The organism is Gilliamella sp. Choc6-1 (genome assembly GCF_001690385.1).
Taxonomy (GTDB): Bacteria; Pseudomonadota; Gammaproteobacteria; order Enterobacterales; family Orbaceae; genus Gilliamella; species Gilliamella apicola_A.
In genome coordinates, this window is the sequence record NZ_LZHI01000028.1 from 86,785 (window position 1) to 104,147 (window position 17,363).

Sequence of the window (17,363 nt, forward strand, 5' to 3'; positions counted from 1 at the left end):
TAGATTTCACGTTTTTTAGACTTTTAGTAAACAAAAATGAACCTAGTGTTCTTCTCTGACCAAAAAAGAATTAATCTCTATTCTCCATTATAAAACTAGCCGTTGCATCAATTGTGTTGAGGCTTCCTTCGACCTTTAGTTATATGCTACCAGTATATCTAATTGCAATTTTAAAACTTTTGTTATAAGTGTACTTCATTGATACTTTCAGGATGATAGCATAGCCTTCAAGACTTGTTACTGTTGGATTTGATATACTTTGTAGGGTTTAAAAGAATGTTGCTGTTTATTGATTTGGTGCCGTGGGCGGGACTTGAACCCGCACGCCCTTAGAGCACTACCCCCTCAAGATAGCGTGTCTACCAATTTCACCACCACGGCACTGTTTTTATTCAGGAATATCTGATGTTGGATTTTTACTTGTTGGTTGTTGTGTGATCGGAGCTTTTTGTTCATCTGTATTTTGTTGTGTTGCTACCGGTGCACTTTCATTCGCTTCGATATTATGGAATTCGCTATTTTTACTTGAATTCCCCATATTTGATAATACGATGCTTATAACAAAAAATAGTACCCCTAAAATAGCTGTTGCATGAGTTAAAAAGTTACCACTTCCAGATGAGCCAAATAATGTTGCTGATGCACCAGCACCAAACGATGAACCCATATCAGCACCTTTTCCGCGCTGGATCAATACTAAAATAATTATCACAAGGGCAATAATCAAATAACCTGCAATTAAAAGTCCGTACATTTCAACCTGTCAATTTTTATGTGTTATACAACAAAATTTTATAGATGCGAAATATTAGCGAAAGAGTGGCCAACAAGCAAGTATATTTTGCTATTTTCTGTATTTATCGTAATCAATTGTGTGTTTTTGAGGAAAAATAAGTATAATATTGCCATTTTTATATAGTTAGTACGCCTTAGTTTTATGAAATTTATAGTTAAGCTTTTTCCCGAAATTACCATTAAAAGTGACTCAGTTCGTTTGCGATTTATTAAGATATTAACAAGCAATATTCGTAATATTTTAAAGCACCATATTGAGAACGTTGCAGTCGTCCGTCATTGGGATTTTATAGAAGTCCGTCCGAAAGTTGGCAATAGTGAAAATCAAATATTAAATCTATTAATGCGTATTCCAGGTATTCACCATATCCTCGTTGTTGATGAGTTAACGTTTGTTGATCTCCATGACATTTATGAAAAAACATTAGATTATTATGCACCTTTGATTGAAAATAAAACATTTTGCGTGCGAGTTAAACGCCGTGGGCAACATCCATTCTCTTCCATTGATGTTGAGCGCTATGTGGGTGGCGGACTTAATCAATTTGTTGCTTCAGCCAAAGTTAAATTAACGCAACCTGATATAACTGTTAATTTAGAAGTTGATAAAGATAAATTGTTGCTTGTGAAAGGTCGATACGCCGGTATTGGTGGTTTTCCTACAGGTACTCAAGAAGATGTTATTTCGCTTATTTCTGGAGGCTTCGATTCTGGTGTATCAAGTTATATGTTTATTAGGCGTGGCTCAAGGGTACATTATTGCTTTTTTAATCTTGGCGGAAAAACACACGAAATCGGTGTTAAACAAATGGCTCACTATTTATGGGAGCAGTTTGGAAGTTCACATAAAGTTCGTTTTATCTCTATTGATTTTTCTAATGTTGTCGGAGAGATATTAGAAAAAGTTGATGATGGCCAAATGGGCGTTATTTTAAAACGTATGATGATTCGTGCAGCATCTAAAGTGGCTCAGCGCTATAAAGTTGAAGCGCTTGTAACTGGTGAGGCATTGGGGCAAGTATCAAGCCAAACGCTAACAAATTTGCGTTTAATTGATAATGTTAGTGATACATTGGTTTTACGTCCACTTATTACTCACGATAAAGAAACCATTATTAAGCTTGCTCGCCAAATTGGCACAGAAGACATTGCTAAAACAATGCCTGAGTTTTGTGGGGTAATATCAAAAAGCCCTACTGTTAAGGCCGTTAAAGAGAAAATTGAAGCGGAAGAGCAGAATTTTGATTTCTCGATTTTAGATAAGGCCGTTGAAGAAGCCGAAAATATTGATATTCGTGAAATTGCTAAACAAGCTAATACAGTTATTACTCAATTGAAAACGGTTACATCAATTAATCCTGAACATATTATTATTGATATTCGTTCCTATGAAGAACAAGAAGAACAACCACTTGTATTAAATGATGTCGAAATTAAATTAATTCCATTTTACAAATTAGCAACGAAGTTTGCTGATTTAGATCAATCTAAGCAGTATTTACTTTATTGTGATCGTGGTGTGATGAGCAAATTACAAGCACTTTACTTAATTGATCAAGGTTTTTCTAATGTTAACGTATTTAAAATCCAAAATAGACAATAATTTTGTATATTGTTGTTACCGTTTACATATATAATAAAGTTAATGGAGAATATTAAGTTTCATCAAAATAGGATAAATATAAAATAATAAAATAATGTAATGAATTAATAGGATTAAGAGGGTTGTAATGAACAAATTACTTGTAGTTGATGATGATCCAGAAATAGCCTCGTTATTATGTGAATTATTAGAAATAGAAGGATTTGAAGTTGTAACAGCAAACAATGGAGTGCAAGCTTTAGAAAAGTTTGACAGTACTATTGATCTTATTTTACTTGATATTATGATGCCTGAAATGAATGGGCTCAGTGTGTTATCTCAGCTTAGAAATAAATACACTGTACCTGTTATTTTTTTAACCGCTAAAGATAATGAATTTGATAAGATTATTGGGCTAGAGCTTGGTGCAGATGATTATATTTTAAAACCATTTAATGACAGGGAACTTGTTGCCAGAATCAACGCTCTTTTACGTCGAAAGCGCTGGGATAATTTAGTCGGAGGCTTTGGGGAAAAATCTATTCAATATACTATTGATAAACTTACTGTTAATCGTAAACAACAATCTGTTTCTTTCGATGATAAGTATATTGAATTAACCGGAACTGAATTTCAAATATTGTTAAAATTACTTGAAAATGCAGGGAAGATAATTTCTCGAGATACCTTGAGCGAAACAGTTTTAGGTAAAGAGTTTATTCCATTAGCTCGTTCAATTGATGTTCATGTATCTAATTTGCGTAAAAAGCTTCCTCCACGTAGTGATGGTTTGCCGTGGATTAAAACTTTACGCTCTAAAGGCTACCTTTTTGTTGTAGACCAAAGTGATGAGCTCTTACATAATTAGGATATTATTTTAAATAAGGAAGGAAATTATGTGGATTTTTGATCGGTTAACTATCAGAATTTTCACTATTTTCTTGCTTACTATAGCTTTTTTTTTGATGCTGATTACGCTATTGCCAAATCTCGATTCTCGAAATTTAACTTATTTGGCAAATAAAGAGAAAGAGATTGGCAATATGCTTGCTAATCAGCTCGAAAAAGAGCTAACTAATATACCGAAAAATAGTTTTCGTTGGTGGATGCGTTTTATTGTTTTGATGGATAACCACCAAAAACCAGGTCAGTTTTTATTTATTGCTACACCAAATGGACAAATTATTACCGCTGATACTAAAAATATAGATCGTATTAGGAACTTTAGTGAAAAGTCACATAATGTTGATGATCCAGCTAAGAAAATCTATGATTCACAAGAGGTTATAGGTCCATTCCTAATTAATTATGCGGGTGCTAATTACCAATTATACGTATTGCAGCCTGCTTCAGATATCCAATCTCAATTTGTTAATTTAATTTTTGATCATCCTTTCTTGCTATTAATTTTAACTATGTTAGCAAGCTCGCCTTTTTTACTTTGGCTGTCTTGGAGTATTGCAAAACCTGCTCGTGGCTTAAAGCAGGCTGCTGATCAAGTTGCAAAAGGAAATTTACGAGAGTGGCCAGAACTTGAAAAAATAGGATCTACTGAGTATAAAGCTACAGGCGCAAGTTTTAATCATATGTTAAGAGAGCTTAAAAGGATGCAGGAGTTACAGCAACATTTATTTTCTGATATTTCTCATGAATTACGTACACCCTTAACTCGCTTACAATTAGCTGCATCTTTATTGCGTCGTAAGCAAGGAGAAAGCAATGAAGTTTCCCGTATTAATAATGAAGCATTAAAACTTGATGCGATGATTGGCGATTTGTTGTCTTTAGCAAGACAACAATATGACAATAATGAAATTCGTGAATTTAACACAATGAATGTGTTATTTAGACAAGTACTTGAAAATGCCTCTTTCGAAGCGGAACAAATTGGTAAAAAATTCTTGGTTATTAATCCACCAACAAATCATACTATTTTATGTTATCCTGTCGCTTTATGCAGTGCTCTTGAAAATGTTATACGTAATGCCTTTCGCTATTCAAATCATGAAATTGTGTTGAATTTTGTTGCTCAGCAACAACACATTACTATCACTATTGATGATGATGGTGTAGGGGTTGCTGATAATGAGTTAGAGCAAATTTTTCGACCTTTTTACCGTACAAGTGAGGCTCGAGATCGCGAAACAGGAGGAACAGGCTTAGGGCTAGCCATTGTATCTAATGCGATCACTCGTGATAATGGTACGGTTAAAGCTGAGAAAAGTCATCTTGGTGGACTTAGAATTGTGATAGTATTGCCAATTCATAAATATTAACTTTTAAAGAGATATAATTGTGTCAAATGCTGCGTTAAATATCGTTTTATTTGAACCTGAGATCCCAGCAAATACCGGTAATATTATTCGCCTTTGTGCTAATACTGGTTTTAATCTACATATTATTGAGCCAATGGGTTTTTTTTGGGATGATAAAAAACTAAGGCGAGCAGGACTTGATTATCAAGAGTTCGTCAATGTTAAACGTTATAAAAATCTCAATCATTTTTTAAACTCGAATCAAATTAATTTAGTTACGCAAGTTTATGCTTTAACAACTAAAGGGAAAAAGTCACATAGCGATGTAAAATATAAAGAAAATGATTTTTTGATGTTTGGACCCGAAACCCGAGGCTTACCTGCATCAATTCTTGATATTTTACCGCAAGATAAAAAAATTCGTATCCCGATGTTAGCGAGCAGTCGCAGTATGAATTTATCTAATTCAGTTGCAGTTGTGGTTTATGAATCATGGCGACAATTAGATTATTTTGGTGCAAAGTGATTTAGAATTATGAAGTTATAAAATTTTTGTAACTAATTGTTTATTTGTTTCTGATGATAATAAGCTCAGCTGATTAATTTATGAGTTTAAATTAAAGATTATCTTCAATCTTTAAATAAAAAGAGAGGTTATATTATCCTCTCTTTTTATTTCTATATCATTCAGGTATAGAAATAATTATATTAACTAATGTTTATTTAACTCGCGAAACATATTCACCTGAACGCGTATCAACTTTAAGTATTTCACCAATTTGTATAAATAATGGTACACGAACTACCGCCCCAGTTGATAAAGTTGCTGGTTTACCACCTGTTCCGGCAGTATCACCTTTTAAACCTGGATCAGTTTCAATCACTTCGAGCTCAACAAAGTTTGGTGGCGTAACTGCAATCGGTTGACCATTCCAAAGTGTTAAAATACATTCAGCTTGATCGACTAACCATTTAGCATTGTCGCCAACAGCTTTAGTATCAGCAGAAAGTTGTTCAAACGTCTCATTATTCATGAAGTGCCAAAATTCGCCGTCTGTATATAGATAAGTTAAATTCATATCGACAACATCAGCGGCTTCAACTGATTCCCCTGATTTAAAAGTTTTATCAACTGTTTTACCTGAAAGTAATTTTTTAATTTTCACACGGTTAATAGCTTGCCCTTTACCAGGTTTATAAAATTCATTTTCAACAATTACACATGGCTCGCCATCTTGCATTATTTTAAGGCCGGCTTTAAACTCATTAGTACTATAAGATGCCATAAAAGCTCCAATTATCATTCTGGATTACAAAAAATGAGCCACATTATACAGCAAAAAGTAGAACTACCAAATAAAGATGACTGGATTTTTGATCTTGCAAATGTTGTAACCGATATTAATAAACTGTACTCTTATTTAGAGCTAGATCCTAGTTCAATAACTATTTCGATGTTACAGGCGAAAAAACAATTTCCACTGCGTGTTCCCATGACCTTTATACAGCGAATGAAGAAGAAGGATTATAATGATCCCCTTTTATTGCAAGTCCTTTGTCATGATCATGAAATGATTTATGTTAACGGCTATAGTAATGATCCTTTGCATGAGCAGGATAATGCTATTCCTGGATTACTACACAAATATCATAATCGAGCCTTACTAATAACAAAAACAGCTTGTGCGATTAATTGTCGTTATTGTTTTAGAAGGCATTTCCCTTATCATGAAAATCAAGGGAATAAGAAAAATCTTAATGCTGCGCTTGAATACATTGCCAATCACTCGGAACTTAATGAAATTATCCTTTCAGGAGGGGATCCCTTAATGGCAAAAGATGATGAAATCGCTTTTTTAATAACAGCATTAGAAAAGATTCCCCACATTAAACGGTTACGTATTCATACTCGTTTAGCTGTTGTTATACCATCACGTATTACATGTAAACTATGCCAATTGTTTGCAAAAAGTCGATTACAAATTTTAGTTGTTACGCATATTAATCACCCAAATGAAATTGATGATACTATTGCTAAGGCTGTTTCATTATTAAAACAACATAATGTTACCGTGCTCAATCAAAGCGTTTTATTAAAAAATATTAATGATAGTGCTGATACATTAGCTAATTTGAGTAATAAATTGTTTAATGTTGGTATTTTGCCTTATTACATACATTTATTGGATAAAGTACAAGGAGCTGCTCATTTTATGATAGATGATCGAAAGGCTAGACAGATAATGAAACAACTATCCGAGCAAGTTTCTGGTTATTTAGTACCCAAATTAGCACGTGAAATTGGTGGGGAAAAGAGTAAGCGTGTGTTAGGATTCTGTGATTAATTTGATGATAGCTTTTTATGGTTATTAATTGTGTTGCTACGTTTTGTTCAGAATATAATTTCAATATTTGTAAAATTGTCATTATCTGTCATTGATGATTTGTAATTTTAATGCCCTAACATGATACTTTTATTTGCTTTTGATAGGCGATGTATTATGTTTTTTATTTTATTGTGCCATAGTTGAGTTTTAAAATATTTTCTCATCATTTCATGCATAAAATCTGATTGACGAAAAATAAAATAGCTTCTATAATTCTGACCTCTTTAATTAATGCTGTGGAGTCTATACTCTGCAACTTGTTGATAAATTAGATTTGGATATAAATCGTCATGAAACGCACATTTCAACCATCAGTATTAAAACGTAATAGAACTCACGGTTTTCGCGCTCGTATGGCTACTAAAAACGGTCGTCAGGTTCTTGCTCGCCGCCGTGCTAAAGGCCGTGCTCGTTTGACTGTTGCTAGCTGATTTAAAGTTGAGTGATTAAACTCACTTTTCCTCGGGAGTTGCGATTGTTGACTCCCTTTGATTTTAATCGTGTCTTTGAAGATCCCATTCGCGCTGGGTCTCCTTTTCTTACCTTGGTTGCTCGTAAAAATAATTTGACGTATCCCCGTTTGGGTTTTGCTATAGCTAAAAAACAGGTTAAGCGAGCACATGAACGTAATCGTATCAAACGCCTGGCAAAAGAATATTTTCGACATCGACAACATCAATTACCCAGTATTGATTTTATTTTGATGGCTAAAGCACCGGTTATAAACTTAGAAAATCAACAACTAGTTGTAACATTAGATAAATTATGCCAACGAATCATCGCCAAACACGGAGTTTAAATAAAATTATATTGATTATCAAACAGCATGTTTTTGCGTTTAATGCATTGATAGTTAATATTTTTATTTTTTTTGTTCGAGCTTACCAACGTGTTATTAGCCCCTTATTTGGTCCAAAATGTCGTTTTACTCCGAGTTGTTCCCAATATTCAATAATTGCACTAAGACGCTTTGGGTTAATAAAAGGAGGTTGGCTAACGGTCAAACGTGTATTAAAATGTCACCCTTTACATGAAGGAGGAGAAGATCCTGTTCCTCCTAATACTAAAAACAAAAGAGAAAAACACTAATGGCATCTCAACGTAATATTTTAGTTATTGCTTTACTTTTTTTATCATTTTTTATTTGGAAAGCGTGGGAAGAAGACCATGCCCCTAAAGTGCCAATGGCGAACCAATTATCACAAGTGAATGAAGATGATACACCTAATGGTGAGGCTCTTGGTAAAACAATTACTGTAAAATCGGATGTATTATCACTGATCATTAATACCTATGGGGGTGATGTACAGGCTGCTCAATTGTTGAAATATGAGCAAATACTTCACTCTGGTACGCCTTTCCAACTTTTGACTTCTCGACCTGATTTTGTATATATTGCGGAAAGTGGATTAACTGGAAAAGATGGTCCAGATAATGCCATTCAAGGTGCAAAACGTCCAGTATATCAAGCTCAGCAGACAGAGTATGTGTTAGCTGATGGACAAGATGAATTACGGGTACCATTAACCTATCAAGTTAATGGCGTAGATTATACTAAATATTACGTGCTACATCGTGGTAGTTATGCAATTGATGTTCAGTATACAATTAATAATCAAAGACAAGTTCCCGTTGAAGTGTCTATGTATGGGCAATTAAAACAGACAATTGAATTACCTCATGATGCAGTGACAGAAGGAGGAGGCGGATTAGGATTGAGCGCCTTCCGTGGTACAGCTTATTCAAGTTCTAGTACAAATTATAGTAAATATAGTTTTGATGATATTAAGGATAAAGCTTTATCAGTTAATACCCAAACTGGTTGGATTGCAATGTTGCAACACTATTTTGCTTCAGCATGGGTTCCTGCACAGAATCAAGATAATTTATTTTATTCTCGAGCGACCGCTAAAGATTCGCAAGCAACAATCGGTTTTAAAGGTGAGTCAACTGTTATTCCTGCTGGTAGTACACAAACTATTGGCGCAAAATTATGGTTAGGACCAGAAATTCAAAGCCAATTAAAAGAAACGGCTAATCATCTTGATTTGATAGTTGATTATGGATGGCTATGGTTCTTATCTCAACCACTATTTTATTTATTGAAATTTATCCATAGTTTTATAGGTAACTGGGGCTTTGCAATTATTGTTATCACATTTATTGTTCGTGGTATTTTATTTCCTTTAACACGTGCTCAATATCGTTCAATGGCTAAAATGAAGATATTGCAACCTCGTTTGCAAGCCTTAAAAGAGCGTTATGGTGATGATAGACAAAAAATGAGTATGGAAACCATGGCGCTTTATAAGCAAGAAAAAGTGAATCCATTAGGCGGTTGTTTACCACTACTTATTCAAATGCCAATTTTCTTATCATTATTCTATATGCTAGGGAATACAGTTGAATTACGTCATGCGCCATTTGCTCTTTGGATTCATGACTTATCAGCACAAGATCCTTATTATATTTTACCTTTATTAATGGGTGGTACCATGTTCTTAATTCAGAAGATGTCACCGACCCCTGTTACTGATCCGTTGCAACAGAAATTAATGACTTATATGCCATTAATTTTCACTGTATTCTTTTTATGGTTCCCTTCAGGATTAGTTTTATACTATATTGTAAGTAACTTATTCACAATTGCCCAGCAACGTATTATTTACTGGGAGCTTGAAAAAAAAGGGCTTCATGAGAAGAAAAAGAAATAATTTTATTAAAAAGGAGGAGTAAAAAACCTCCTTTTGTTTTTTCTATTGGGTTTTAATAAATATGAATTTACAACAACAATTTAATTTAAGTGGCAATGAAAAAGGCTATTGGTTTGTTAGCCAAAACGGACGATTATGGTTACCTAATGGTGAGGTTCCAGTTGGATTTGCTAGTGAATTTGGTTTTGCTGATCAACTTGCTCAACCAATAGGCGAATGGAATGGGCAAACTGCTTGGTTGATTTGCCGAGAAATGGAAAACGAAATGTGTTCCATACGTCCATTGCTTGATGGTGCAGATCAATCATTGTTTAATATGGCAGGGAGGGCTATACAATTATCAGAGTTTTATCGATCGCATAAATTTTGCGGTTACTGTGGTAAAAAAATGCATCTTAGCAAGACGGAATGGTGTTGTTTGTGTGATAACTGTCATCAACGTTATTATCCACAGATATCGCCGTCAATTATTGTGTCGATTCGGCATAAAAATAAAATTTTATTGGCAAAGCATGTCAAACACAATAAAGAAAACTTATACACCGTTTTAGCTGGTTTTATCGAGGTCGGTGAAACAGTGGAAGCCGCTGTTGAACGAGAAGTCTTTGAAGAATCAAAAATTAAAATTAAAAATATTCGTTATATTGGCTCACAACCTTGGCCATTTCCTAATTCTCTAATGATGGCTTATTTGGCAGATTATGATAGTGGTGAAATTGAAGTAGATCCAGTCGAATTAATTGAAGCCAATTGGTATCATTACACAGCGTTACCTAAAATTCCTCATTATGGTACTATAGCTCGGCGTCTGATTGAGGATACGATTATACTTTGCCGAGAATATGACGAGTTTGGCGGTGATTAATTATATTTGTTAGCGTTATTGTCAGCTGTTAGATATTTTATGCTTATTTATGATAGTGAAACGTTTTATATTTAATTTATGCATATTATTAATAACGTTTACATCAAACAACCCGCGTTTGGAAATTTTGTTTTTTTTAATCATCTCACATCAAGCAGATTACTAGCGTCCAATTGTATTATCATAAGCATTAACCTTTTTTAATTTGAAGATTATTTTTTTTATAAATTATTATGAAGGGGAAATAATACGTATTTGGAGGGAATTAATTTTGCGAATTAGGGGCAATGTTAACTTAACATTTTTATTAACTCATTTGTTTATCAATCAAAAGCTAATAAATAAAAACGACATTTATGTGAGTATGTCGATTTTATTTATATTCTCATCTTGATTATTAGTTATTTAGCCATTGAGCTACTTGTTTTGCAAAATAGGTTAAGATTCCGTCGGCACCTGCTCGCTTGAAACAAAGTAGTGATTCCATAATTGCCGATTCTTCGTCTAACCAACCATTTTGTATTGCAGATGTTAACATTGCATATTCTCCAGAGACCTGATAAGCAAAGGTTGGTACAGCAAATGTCTCTTTTACCCTACGTACTATGTCTAGATAAGGCATTCCTGGTTTAACCATTACCATATCAGCGCCTTCAGTAATATCTTGATAAATTTCTTGTAAAGCTTCGTTACTGTTTGCAGGATCAAGTTGGTAAGTTTTTTTATTGCCATTTCCAATATTTTTTGCTGAACCAACTGCATCACGGAATGGACCATAAAAACTTGAGGCATACTTAGCAGAATAAGACATAATTTGGGTATTATAAAATCCTTGTGCTTCAAGTTCATCGCGAATCGCACCAATACGTCCATCCATCATATCACTCGGAGCTATAATATCAACACCGGCATGAGCTTGCATCAAAGCTTGTTTGACCAATGCGTTAACAGATATATCATTTTCAACATAACCATTGTTATCAATGATACCATCTTGACCATGAGTGGTATAAGGATCAAGTGCGACATCAGATAATATGCCAATTTCAGGAATTTCTTTTTTTAATGCACGTATAGCTCTAGGAACGAGGCCGTTTTCATTGTAAGCCTCTTTACCGAGGAGTGTTTTTTTGTCTGATTCTATAGCTGGAAATATTGAAAGAACCGGAATCCCCAATTTAGCAACTTGTTCAGCTTCCTTCAATAATACATCAATACTCATTCTATTGACTTGCGGCATGGAAGGGATTGATTGAAGGATGTTGGTGCCTTCAATGATAAAAACTGGATAAATAAGGTCATTAACGGTCAAAATATTTTCAGTAACTAAGCGGCGAGTAAAATCTTGTGCGCGACTACGGCGTAAACGACGTTTGGGATATTGACCAGCAATAAAAAGTGACATAAAAGCTCCTGCTTATTTTTATTAAATTATGGGTAATTATCTATTGCTAAATGATGTTTAGCAAATTAATTTGCTGTATTACAATAATTCGATTTTTTACTTTACAACGTATATTAATTAGAGGTAGAATTGCGAACTAATTTTTAGTCCTTTGTGATATTAACCAATTTGAGGTGAGAGGCACATGCCAGTAATTAAAGTACGTGAAAATGAACCTTTTGATGTAGCGTTACGTCGTTTTAAACGTTCTTGCGAAAAAGCAGGAGTTCTAGCTGAAGTTCGTAACCGTGAGTTTTACGAAAAGCCAACAACAATTCGTAAACGTGCTAAAGCAGCGGCAGTTAAACGCCATGCTAAAAAGTTAGAAAGAGAAAACGCTCGTCGCACTCGTTTATACTAATATTTTTGCGATTATTTATATATCAAATTTAAATTGATATTTAAATCAATTTGTTATTTTTTAATATAAAGAATTCTAACAAGCTGTATATTAGATACGGCTTGTTGTCTTTCTAAAATGCCAATATTGGTTGAAATTTTATCATGAAAGGCCAAATTCCTCGCGATTTTATTTTGGAATTGATAGCTCGAACTAGCATTCTTGATGTTATCAGCAAACGCGTAAAAATGAAAAAAAAGGGGAATAACTATTTTGGTTGTTGTCCGTTTCATGATGAAAAAACAGCTTCTTTCTCACTTAGTGAGAAAAAACAGATCTATCATTGTTTTGGATGTGGTGCATCCGGTTCCGTTGTAACTTTTTTAATGCAATATGAACGGTTATCTTTTCCAGAAGCCATTGAAGAATTAGCCAGTATGCAAGGGATTAGAGTCCCTTATGTCGATAACGAACAAAATCAAATAGATCAATCCAAACATATTGAATCTCGTAATGTTCGTCGCGATTTGTATACGTTAATGGCAAAAATAACTAATTTTTATCAAAGTCAGTTATCATTACCAACATCAAAAGAGGCTAATCAATATCTTGAACAAAGAGGCCTTAATAAAGAAATCATTGCACGATATAAAATTGGTTTTGCACCTAACGAGTGGAGATTGACATCACAAAATGTTGTCAAAACTAAAACAGAAGCGGCGCTTTATGATCAAGCAGGTATGCTGGTAACCAATGATAAAGGGAATCAATATGATCGTTTTCGTGGGCGAATTATGTTTCCTATTCGTGATAGGCAGGGTAATGTTATTGCATTTGGTGGGCGAACAATTATAAACGATTCTGCGAAATATATTAATTCACCAGAAACACCCATCTTTCACAAAGGTTTTCAATTATATGGACTTTATGAGGCTCAAGAAGTTAATCGTAATCCTGAGCAATTAGTTGTTGTTGAAGGCTATATGGATGTTGTTTCTCTTGCGCAATATGGCATTGATTATGCAGTTGCTGCTTTGGGTACCTCGACGTCTGAAGAGCATATTAAGCTTTTATTTAGGGCTACCGATTCAGTTATATTTTGTTATGATGGTGATAATGCAGGACGAAGTGCTGCTTGGAGGGCTCTAAATGTATTATTACCTTCTTTAATTGACGGAAAAGAAATCACCTTTGCTTTTTTACCACAAGACGAAGATCCAGATAGTTTGGTTCGAAAAATTGGTAAAGAGGGATTTGAAGCTTATTTAAAAGCGGCCCCAAATTTATCAAAGTTTTTATTTGATGAACTTTTAAAAAAAGTTGATTTAAAAACGGCAGAAGGTAAAGCCAAATTGAGTTCATTAGCTTTACCACTTCTTGATCAAGTTAAAGCAAAAGCATTTCGATTAAATTTATTACAGCAGTTAGGTAGTTATTTAGGGTTGTTAGACGTATCTCAACTTCAACTTTTATTACGTGAAAGCCGTTTTAGTAGTAATGAAAAAACAGTTGAAAAAGTGCATGTTTCACAAATGAAATTAACTACTATGCGCATTTTAATTGGCTTGTTGCTTCAATACCCTAATCTTGCAAAGCAAGTATCTGATATTAATGTTTTACGTAAAGTGAAGATGGCAGGTATTGAAATTTTGATTGAATTACTTGAATTATGCCAACATTACCCAAATATAACAACAGCACAGATATTAACTGAGTGTGTAGATAAACCATTTTATAAACAATTAAAGCGTTTAGCAACATGGGAGTATCATTATCAAGACAACCAAATAGAGTCATTTTTTTCTCATACATTAAAAGAGTTATATGATAATATACTCGCCCAAAGGCAAGATGAACTGATCGCAAAAGAGAGAGTCTCTGGCTTAAGTACCGCAGAGAAAAAAGAACTAGCGACACTAATACTTGTTTTATCAAAAAAAGACTAAATATAGGCTATATACAGAACAGCATTTTTGTTTTGTGTATATAATATACATGACTGAATAACTAAATGTGGACACCTTTTATGGAGCAAAATTCTCAATCACAGCTAAAACTCCTGATCATTCGAGGTAAGGAGCTAGGATACTTAACCTATGCTGATGTTAACGATCACTTGCCTGAAGAGATTATTGATTCAGATCAGATTGAAGATATTATCCAAATGATTAATGATATGGGGATTCAAGTTCTTGAAGAAGCCCCTGATTCTGATGACCTATTACTTTCAGATAATGTCCCTGATGAGGAAGCTGTTGAAGCAGCAACAGCATTAGTACTGTCTAATGTTGAATCAGAAATAGGTAGAACAACAGATCCTGTACGTATGTATATGCGTGAGATGGGGGCTGTTGAACTATTAACACGAGAGGGCGAAATTGATATAGCAAAACGTATAGAAGAAGGTATTAATCAAGTTCAGATTTCGGTATCAGAATATCCAGAAGCAATTACTTATCTTTTAGAACAGTATAATTTAATTGAAAGTGGAGACATTCGTTTATCTGATATCATTACTGGTTTTGTTGATCCTAATGCAGAAAGTTCTACAGATACGCTTCCCGAAAATTTAGAAGAAAGCGAAACAGAGATTGATATTGATGATAGTAATGATGAAAATGAAGATGAAGACGGTGATTCATCTGCAGATGATGATGTGTCCATTGATCCTGAAGTAGCAAGGGCTAAGTTTATTGAGTTAAAAGAGCAACATGATAAAACGTCTGAGGCTATTAAAAAGTATGGACGAGCCCACAAAAAGGCACAAAAAGAGATCGAAAACCTATCAGAAATTTTCAAGCAATTTCGTTTAGTTGGTAAACAATTTGATATTCTAGTTAATAATATGAGAAGTATGATGGATCGAGTAAGAGCACATGAGCGTGTAATTATGAAGATCTGTGTTGAACAATGCAAAATGCCAAAAAAACAGTTTATGACTTATTTTACGGGTAATGAGAATAATATGAACTGGTATACTAAAGCATCAAACTCAAAAGGTGCATTTGCTTCTAACTTAAAAGAGTTTGAAGATCAAGTTGCAGAGCAAGTTGCATTATTACAGAAAATCGAAATAGAAACGAATCTCTCTATTGAGCAGATTAAAGATATCAATAGGCGTATGTCAATCGGTGAAGCGAAAGCTCGGCGAGCTAAAAAAGAGATGGTTGAAGCAAATTTACGTTTAGTTATCTCTATTGCGAAAAAATATACTAATCGCGGCTTACAATTCTTAGATCTTATCCAAGAAGGTAATATTGGTTTGATGAAAGCTGTGGATAAGTTTGAGTATCGCCGTGGCTATAAATTTTCAACTTATGCAACATGGTGGATAAGACAGGCTATTACGCGTTCAATCGCAGATCAAGCTAGAACTATTCGTATCCCAGTACATATGATTGAAACGATTAATAAATTAAATCGTATTTCGCGTCAAATGCTACAGGAAATTGGTCGAGAACCGACGCCTGAAGAGTTGTCTGAACGTATGCAAATGCCAGAAGACAAAATTCGAAAAGTACTTAAGATTGCTAAAGAACCAATTTCAATGGAAACACCTGTTGGGGATGATGAGGATTCACATTTAGGTGATTTTATTGAAGATACAGCACTTGAGCAACCATTAGATGCAGCAACATCAGAAAGTTTACGTAATGCAACTCGTGATATTTTATCCGGTTTAACACCTCGAGAAGCGAAAGTACTACGTATGCGATTCGGCATTGATATGAATACCGATCATACATTAGAGGAAGTTGGTAAACAGTTTGATGTAACACGTGAACGTATTCGTCAAATTGAAGCTAAAGCTTTGCGTAAATTGCGTCATCCAAGCCGTTCCGATGTGTTGCGTAGCTTTTTAGAATAAATTTTATCTTCCTTGTATATCGCCACTTTTGTGGCGATTTTTTTATTCTTGTTAATCAAAGATACTAAAAATGATGAATATATTTCAACGTTTTAAGATTGATTCATTCTTATTGATTCTAATTTGTGTTGTGATTACAGCTAGCTTTTTTCCTTGTGAAGGACAGGCTAAAACAGTTTTTGAATACCTTACCACTTTTGCTATTGGCTTGTTATTTTTTATGCATGGTGCAAAACTTTCTTTTCAAGCAATTGTCTCTGGTATAAAAAATTGGCGATTACATCTGTTAATATTTACAACTACATTTGTAATATTCCCTATTTTAGGCGTGATGATGCAGTTACTAGTGCCCACTTTTTTATCACATGATATTTATTTAGGGTTTGTTTATCTTTGTGTTTTACCAGCAACTGTGCAATCAGCAATAGCATTTACTTCAATAGCTAAAGGTAATGTGGCAGCTGCTATTTGCAGTGCCTCAGCATCAACATTATTGGGCGTGTTTATTACCCCGATTTTAGTAGGATTGTTAATACACACTCAAACTTCGGCGTCAATGAACATAATTGATGCAATTATCTCTATTATGCTGAAATTAATGTTGCCTTTTGTTGCTGGGCATTTATCTAGACGTTTTATTGGTAAATGGATAGATAAATATAAAAATATTATTTCTAAAACAGATCGTTTGTCGATTTTATTAGTGGTTTATGTCGCTTTTAGTGATGCGGTTGTTAATGGTATATGGTCGCAAGTTGGTTTTTTATCTTTGTTAAATATTATATTTTTCTCAATTATTCTTTTAGTAATAGTTTTAATTATTACCACTTATAGCGCAAGATTTTTTGATTTTAATAAAGAAGATGAGATTACAATTGTATTTTGTGGTTCAAAAAAGAGCTTAGCAAGTGGTATTCCAATGGCGAGTGTTATCTTCCCCATGTCGATGATGGGTATTTTGATCTTACCTTTAATGATCTTTCATCAAATTCAATTAATGATTTGTGCTTTTTTGGCTGCTCGTTATGCTAAACGAAAAATGTAAAAATTGTTTTGCTCATTAGACTATTCTCAAGGATAATAGAAACGCTATTAACAACAGAAAGATATATT

17 protein-coding genes and 1 tRNA gene are annotated in these 17,363 nt (G+C 34.0%); 14 read left to right on the forward strand and 4 right to left on the reverse strand.

Annotated features, from left to right (window positions below):
* Positions 1–295: 295 nt before the first annotated feature.
* A tRNA-Leu gene (locus tag A9G36_RS03855) sits at positions 296–381 on the reverse strand.
* A gap of 7 nt (positions 382–388) precedes the next feature.
* A complete protein-coding gene (gene secG, locus A9G36_RS03860) occupies positions 389–754 on the reverse strand; it encodes a preprotein translocase subunit SecG (protein WP_034944360.1) in 366 nt (121 codons plus the stop codon).
* A gap of 183 nt (positions 755–937) precedes the next feature.
* Here secG and thiI point away from each other — a divergent pair, with 183 nt between their 5' ends.
* The 4 genes from thiI to trmL all read left to right on the forward strand — a co-directional run bounded on the left by thiI (position 938) and on the right by trmL (position 5,158).
* Complete coding sequence (gene thiI / locus A9G36_RS03865; RefSeq protein WP_065574193.1) at positions 938–2,398, forward strand: tRNA uracil 4-sulfurtransferase ThiI; 1,461 nt, start codon at positions 938–940, stop codon at positions 2,396–2,398.
* Between the two features lie 127 nt (positions 2,399–2,525).
* Positions 2,526–3,245, forward strand: a complete 720-nt coding sequence (locus A9G36_RS03870; protein ID WP_034944350.1) for a response regulator — start codon at positions 2,526–2,528, stop codon at positions 3,243–3,245.
* 34 nt (positions 3,246–3,279) lie between these two features.
* Complete coding sequence (cpxA, locus tag A9G36_RS03875; RefSeq protein ID WP_065585442.1) at positions 3,280–4,653, forward strand: envelope stress sensor histidine kinase CpxA; 1,374 nt, start codon at positions 3,280–3,282, stop codon at positions 4,651–4,653.
* A gap of 19 nt (positions 4,654–4,672) precedes the next feature.
* A complete protein-coding gene (trmL, locus tag A9G36_RS03880; RefSeq protein ID WP_065585418.1) occupies positions 4,673–5,158 on the forward strand; it encodes a tRNA (uridine(34)/cytosine(34)/5-carboxymethylaminomethyluridine(34)-2'-O)-methyltransferase TrmL in 486 nt (161 codons plus the stop codon).
* Between the two features lie 193 nt (positions 5,159–5,351).
* Here trmL and efp read toward each other — a convergent pair whose 3' ends face one another.
* Positions 5,352–5,918 carry an elongation factor P gene (efp, locus tag A9G36_RS03885; RefSeq protein WP_034944346.1) on the reverse strand — a complete coding sequence of 189 codons (567 nt, stop codon included), beginning with the start codon at positions 5,916–5,918 and terminating at the stop codon, positions 5,352–5,354.
* 33 nt (positions 5,919–5,951) lie between these two features.
* Here efp and epmB point away from each other — a divergent pair, with 33 nt between their 5' ends.
* The 6 genes from epmB (at position 5,952) to nudC (ending at position 10,598) form a co-directional block, all read left to right on the forward strand.
* Positions 5,952–6,977, forward strand: coding sequence for an EF-P beta-lysylation protein EpmB (epmB, locus tag A9G36_RS03890; RefSeq protein WP_034944345.1), 1,026 nt, complete (start codon positions 5,952–5,954; stop codon positions 6,975–6,977).
* Positions 6,978–7,309: 332 nt separating this feature from the next.
* The gene (gene rpmH, locus A9G36_RS03895; protein ID WP_034944344.1) at positions 7,310–7,450 is read left to right on the forward strand and encodes a 50S ribosomal protein L34; all 141 of its coding nucleotides are present in this window, start codon (positions 7,310–7,312) and stop codon (positions 7,448–7,450) included.
* A gap of 11 nt (positions 7,451–7,461) precedes the next feature.
* Positions 7,462–7,818: a ribonuclease P protein component gene (gene rnpA, locus A9G36_RS03900; RefSeq protein ID WP_065568602.1), complete on the forward strand. Its 357-nt coding sequence runs from the start codon at positions 7,462–7,464 to the stop codon at positions 7,816–7,818.
* Between the two features lie 47 nt (positions 7,819–7,865).
* A complete protein-coding gene (gene yidD, locus A9G36_RS03905; RefSeq protein WP_065568645.1) occupies positions 7,866–8,108 on the forward strand; it encodes a membrane protein insertion efficiency factor YidD in 243 nt (80 codons plus the stop codon).
* The gene (yidC, locus tag A9G36_RS03910) at positions 8,108–9,733 is read left to right on the forward strand and encodes a membrane protein insertase YidC (protein ID WP_065585419.1); all 1,626 of its coding nucleotides are present in this window, start codon (positions 8,108–8,110) and stop codon (positions 9,731–9,733) included. Before yidD ends, yidC begins: the two co-directional genes overlap by 1 nt.
* A 61-nt stretch (positions 9,734–9,794) precedes the next feature.
* Entirely contained in the window at positions 9,795–10,598 is an 804-nt protein-coding gene (nudC, locus tag A9G36_RS03915) for an NAD(+) diphosphatase (RefSeq protein WP_065568603.1), read from the forward strand.
* A gap of 397 nt (positions 10,599–10,995) precedes the next feature.
* Here nudC and hemB read toward each other — a convergent pair whose 3' ends face one another.
* Positions 10,996–12,003: a porphobilinogen synthase gene (gene hemB, locus A9G36_RS03920; protein ID WP_034944324.1), complete on the reverse strand. Its 1,008-nt coding sequence runs from the start codon at positions 12,001–12,003 to the stop codon at positions 10,996–10,998.
* A 184-nt stretch (positions 12,004–12,187) separates the two neighbouring features.
* Here hemB and rpsU point away from each other — a divergent pair, with 184 nt between their 5' ends.
* From rpsU to A9G36_RS03940, 4 genes are all read left to right on the forward strand, one after another.
* Positions 12,188–12,403 (forward strand): 30S ribosomal protein S21, encoded by a 216-nt coding sequence (rpsU, locus tag A9G36_RS03925; RefSeq protein WP_034882800.1) that lies wholly within the window; start codon positions 12,188–12,190, stop codon positions 12,401–12,403.
* 143 nt (positions 12,404–12,546) lie between these two features.
* Positions 12,547–14,328, forward strand: a complete 1,782-nt coding sequence (gene dnaG / locus A9G36_RS03930; protein ID WP_065568604.1) for a DNA primase — start codon at positions 12,547–12,549, stop codon at positions 14,326–14,328.
* Positions 14,329–14,408: 80 nt separating this feature from the next.
* Complete coding sequence (gene rpoD, locus A9G36_RS03935) at positions 14,409–16,250, forward strand: RNA polymerase sigma factor RpoD (protein WP_034944320.1); 1,842 nt, start codon at positions 14,409–14,411, stop codon at positions 16,248–16,250.
* A 73-nt stretch (positions 16,251–16,323) separates the two neighbouring features.
* Positions 16,324–17,295 carry a bile acid:sodium symporter family protein gene (locus A9G36_RS03940; protein ID WP_065568646.1) on the forward strand — a complete coding sequence of 324 codons (972 nt, stop codon included), beginning with the start codon at positions 16,324–16,326 and terminating at the stop codon, positions 17,293–17,295.
* Positions 17,296–17,363: the final 68 nt, after the last annotated feature.